The following is a 4,498-nucleotide window of genomic DNA, read 5'->3' on the forward strand; positions in this document are numbered from 1 at the left end:
TCGAGATCGATGGGCAGCGAGTTAGTTAGAGCAGAGACAGACCTAGATAGCATAAGAGTTTCAGTTCAGTTTATCAATCAGCTCTAACTTTCTAATTTAAACTGAGCCACTTTTGAGCATTAAGACGGCCTAAATCGCTGTAATCAACGGTATCGTCACCGCCTTGACCATCAAAGGTATCATCTCCTTGGCTGCCTCCGAAAACGTTATTACTATCATTTCCAACTATATTATCATCGTTGGAGGTTCCAGTGGCATTCACAAAGTTGATAATCTTAAAGGTTTGATTACCCAATCCCGGAATATTCTCAACAGTTAAAGTTTCCTGAGATAAGTCAATATCAAAAGAGGTGACTCCACTGGTTCCTGTCGAACCGTCAATAGCGTTCTCTTGTCCGGTTGCACCAATAATAGTTTCAAGATTGAGAATTTGGTCAGTTCCTGCCGCTCCTTTATTAATTATGCCTGCGCGTTCAAGAGTAATCGCTTCACCTAAATCGCTATAATCTGCGGTATCGTTACCACTTCCTCCATCAAGGGTATCATTTCCTTCGCTTCCACCGAAGAGGTTATCACTACTGTTTCCGACGATAGTGTCGGTGTTGGAAGTACCAATGACATTAACAAAGTTTTCAACAGTGAAATTAACATTTCCTAAACCAGGAATACCTGTAACGGTAAGACTTTCTGCCGATAAATCAATATCAAAGGCAGATGTTGCGCCACCGGAAACAGTACCATCAATAACGTTATCTTGGCCTGTAGCACCAACAATGACCTCAATATTCTCAATTTGGTCTGTTCCGGCATTGCCTTTGTCAACCACGCCAACCGCTTGCAGGGTAATGACTTCCCCTAAATCTGCGTAGTTAGCAGTGTCAATGCCATCTCCACCATTGACAGTATCGTTTCCACGACTCCCAATCAGGTCATCATTTCCATTACCACCTCGGAGTAAATCTCGTCCACCTCCTCCATCAAGCTGATCATTACCGTTCCCACCTCGCAGGGTATCACTTCCTCCGTTCCCAGCTAAGGTGTCATTGCCCCTATTTCCTTGAATCAGATCATCACCTGCTCGACCTCTGATGTTGTCATTTCCACCTATGCCTGAAATGTCGTCACCAAAAGCAGTTCCGCGAAGGGTTTCATCAATATTTGTACCGGTAATAGTTGCCATAATTAAATCGATCGAAATCTAACTCTACTCATTTTTTAAAGAATATAATAAGTAACAAATAAAAAGTGCTTTGCTTAAAAAAATCAGCCGTATCGCCTACTTCAATTGTATTAGATTCATAGTCTTCAACAATTAATAATTAATAATATAGTTGCCATAATTAAATTGATCGAAATCTAACTCTACTCATCTTTTAAAGAATATAATAAGTAACAAATAAAAAGTGCTTTGCTTAAAAAAATCAGCCGTATCGCCTACTTCAATTGTATTAGATTCATAGTCTTCAACAATTAATAATTAATAATTAGGGCTTGCTGAATAAAGCTAAAAGTCAAGATAGTTAAGGCTATTGAGCTTTTTATATTCAATTTATCTCCTAAGTTATTGACTCTTATTGGCATCAATTTACTGAAATTTTCTGCTGAAGTTCAAGAAAATTTCTTCACATCAAATGGCTAAACCATTGCCTGTTCCCACATCTCCGCGTCTCCGGGTCCTACCCCCACCAACCAATTTTTTCAGCAGACCCTAATTACTTTTCCTTGAAAAGAAGAGGATTGACTCAAAGGAAAAATTTTTGGTAGTCCTGCATAGTAATGGCGAAGATATATATATTTTGTAATTTCTTCCCACACCTCCCACACTTCCCACACCTCCCACACCTCCCACACTCTCTCTACCATTACTATGCACCACCACCAAATTTTTCTCTCTTGGTCTCATGGATATGGCGAGGTCTCCTCCTCTTAATCTTCTCCTTGCTCTGGCACAACTCTGGAATTTGAAAGAATTCAGTAAAGTTACTTATAAATATTTGAATTGAAGAAAAAATTATGGTACTTATGGGAATTTTATGAAGATTCTGTAAAGTTATGAATAAATTCTTGCTGTTTAGGTAATATCTGTGTCACCTTCTTGAAAACTAGAAAAAACTAGACATTTGCCATCTGGTGAGGTGCAAATGATTTCATTACTCACCTGTTTCAATGTGTACTCGCAAAGAAAGTTTTGTCTTCGCCGACATGATGTTCCGCCCACAAACTATGGGTTAGGATACCCTCAAGGACTTTCCTCCACTGAAAAAGTTGAGTCCTCTGGATACGATGTAGTTTAATAAAACTAGCAACTCGTCTCCAATGACTCCAATTATGTTTGTTGACATCCTCCGGTCTCAACAAACATTTAGGGATTTTTTCTGATAACTTTAACGCTCTACGGCCAATTACTAAGGCTGCAGCAGTGCCACTTACATTAAATTTTCTCTGATATTTCAACTCCAACTTGCACCTTCACTTCAACTGGTTGCTGTTGAGATTGTCTCAATATTTTGCCTGTAGTGCTATTTGAAACATCTTCTTGTTTTGAAATCCTCAAATTCAACTTCTCAGCTAATACATCCCGTTGATTAATCAAATAAATACTAACTAAAGTCAAACCCACTCCCACTGACTGTAATGAACTCAAAACTTCCCCTAGAAACAAATTGCCAAACAATAAAGCAAAAATTGGAGTTAGAAAAGTTAAAGCACTTAAACTCGTAAGATTTCCAGAAGAAGCAAAATAAAAGAATAAACCATAGGCGATCGCGCTGCCGAAAATAGTCGCATAACTCATAGCTATCCAACCATATCCATCAATATTTACCCACTGTCCAGACTCAAACCCTGCTGAAATTGCAAGTAATGGAACACCACCTAAAATCAAATGCCAACCAGTTGCCATAACTGGGTCACTATATTTGCAAACCCAACGCACTAATACTGTTCCTACTGCCATAGATAGAGATGCTAATAACATTAACCATTCTCCACTTTGAAACAGTGCATCTATTCCCAGAGATGCTTCTATTGTTTCTGGATGCAGCAAACTCCCGATCCATTCATCAGGCAAACCAATTAAACTAATACCAAAAACACCAATACCTAACCCTAACCAACCCCAAAATCTAATTCTCTCTTGAAATAACCATAATGATAAAATAGCTACTGCCAAAGGTTGGGAGTCAATCATCACCGAACCCAAACCGGCACCTGTTCTGACTAACCCTTGAGCCAAAAACCCCTGAAACAAAGCACCATCTACTAAGGCAAATAATAAAATCCACAACCAAGCTATTTTTCCTTGTGGTTGAGGTCTTCCCTGAATAATTCCTACCAGTAACAATAATATACCTGCTGGCAATATACGCATTGCTGCCATAAAAAATGGTGTTGTCTCAGGAATAACACCTTTCATCGCTACCATTGCAGTTCCCCAAAAGAAAAAGGGAGCAATTAGTAACAGTGGTGCAAAGGGAAGTTTTGAGTTAGTCATTTCAGTTATCAGTTATCAGTTATCAGTTATCAGTACCGATTGCTGTTTGCGCAGCATTCCGCAGGAAAGCAAGAGGGATTGAAATACTGAAGTTTACTTTTTCTATCCCCTTGTAGAGCGACAGCTCGTGGCCTAGCTAAGGGGAGGGTATTGACCCTATTTGTTGTTTTATGTACTAAAATATTAAAACTTTATTTACAAATTGTAACATTTTTTCATAGAAGTATCTATTATTAAATTTAATGAATTAATAATAAGGCAAAATTTCAAAATATTCATTAAATATTATCTTAATTGACAATTTAAGTTAAATATGTTATGAAATTAATTCCAATAACTTGTGCTATGATTAAATTTGACTTTTGACTGAATAAAAGTATGATTTGGCCATTTAAGCCTCGGTATCGTAAACAAATTGCCCGAATTGAAATTAGTGGTGTTATCGCGAGCGACACCAGAAAGCGAGTTTTAGAAGCACTAAAAACAGTAGAAGAAAGAAAATTTCCGGGTCTGTTATTGAGAATTGATAGTCCTGGAGGTACTGTTGCTGACTCTCACGAAATTTACAATGCCCTGAAAAATTTGCAAGATAAAGTCAAAATCGTGTCTAGCTTCGGCAATATTTCAGCCTCTGGGGGCGTGTATATTGGCATGGGTTCTCAACATATTGTGTCTAATCCTGGGACAATTACAGGTAGTATTGGGGTGATTTTGCGAGGCAATAATATAGAACGTCTTTTGGAAAGAGTAGGGGTTTCTTTTAAAGTAGTAAAATCTGGCCCATACAAAGATATATTAGCCTTCGACCGAGAAATGACAGACCAAGAGAAGCAAATTCTCCAAGATTTGATTGATAATAGTTATCAGCAGTTTGTCAACATAGTGGCTGAGGCGCGAAATTTAGCTGTAGAAACTGTCAGAAGTTTTGCAGATGGCCGAATTTTTACAGGGGAACAAGCACTAGAATTAGGTGTGGTTGACCGTTTAGGTACTGAAGAAGATGCC

Annotated in this window: 5 protein-coding genes; 1 reads left to right on the forward strand and 4 read right to left on the reverse strand. The window is 38.3% G+C overall.

Annotation, left to right across the window (positions count from 1 at the left end; all coding sequences use genetic code 11):
- Positions 1-91: 91 nt before the first annotated feature.
- From F6K54_RS40870 to F6K54_RS40885, 4 genes are all read right to left on the reverse strand, one after another.
- Complete coding sequence (locus F6K54_RS40870) at positions 92-1,180, reverse strand: calcium-binding protein (RefSeq protein ID WP_293090190.1); 1,089 nt, start codon at positions 1,178-1,180, stop codon at positions 92-94.
- Between the two features lie 518 nt (positions 1,181-1,698).
- Entirely contained in the window at positions 1,699-1,863 is a 165-nt protein-coding gene (locus tag F6K54_RS40875; RefSeq protein ID WP_293090192.1) for a hypothetical protein, read from the reverse strand.
- A gap of 300 nt (positions 1,864-2,163) precedes the next feature.
- Complete coding sequence (locus F6K54_RS40880) at positions 2,164-2,454, reverse strand: hypothetical protein (protein ID WP_293090194.1); 291 nt, start codon at positions 2,452-2,454, stop codon at positions 2,164-2,166.
- Entirely contained in the window at positions 2,432-3,493 is a 1,062-nt protein-coding gene (locus F6K54_RS40885) for a DMT family transporter (RefSeq protein WP_375342033.1), read from the reverse strand. The genes F6K54_RS40880 and F6K54_RS40885 overlap by 23 nt, the downstream gene beginning before the upstream one ends.
- A gap of 378 nt (positions 3,494-3,871) precedes the next feature.
- On the opposite strand from F6K54_RS40885, the gene sppA reads away from it, so the two are divergent.
- Positions 3,872-4,498, forward strand: a 627-nt coding sequence (gene sppA / locus F6K54_RS40890; RefSeq protein WP_293090196.1) for a signal peptide peptidase SppA, incomplete at its 3' end; no start/stop codon positions are given.

This window comes from Okeania sp. SIO3B5, assembly GCF_010692555.1.
Lineage (GTDB): Bacteria > Cyanobacteriota > Cyanobacteriia > Cyanobacteriales > Microcoleaceae > Okeania.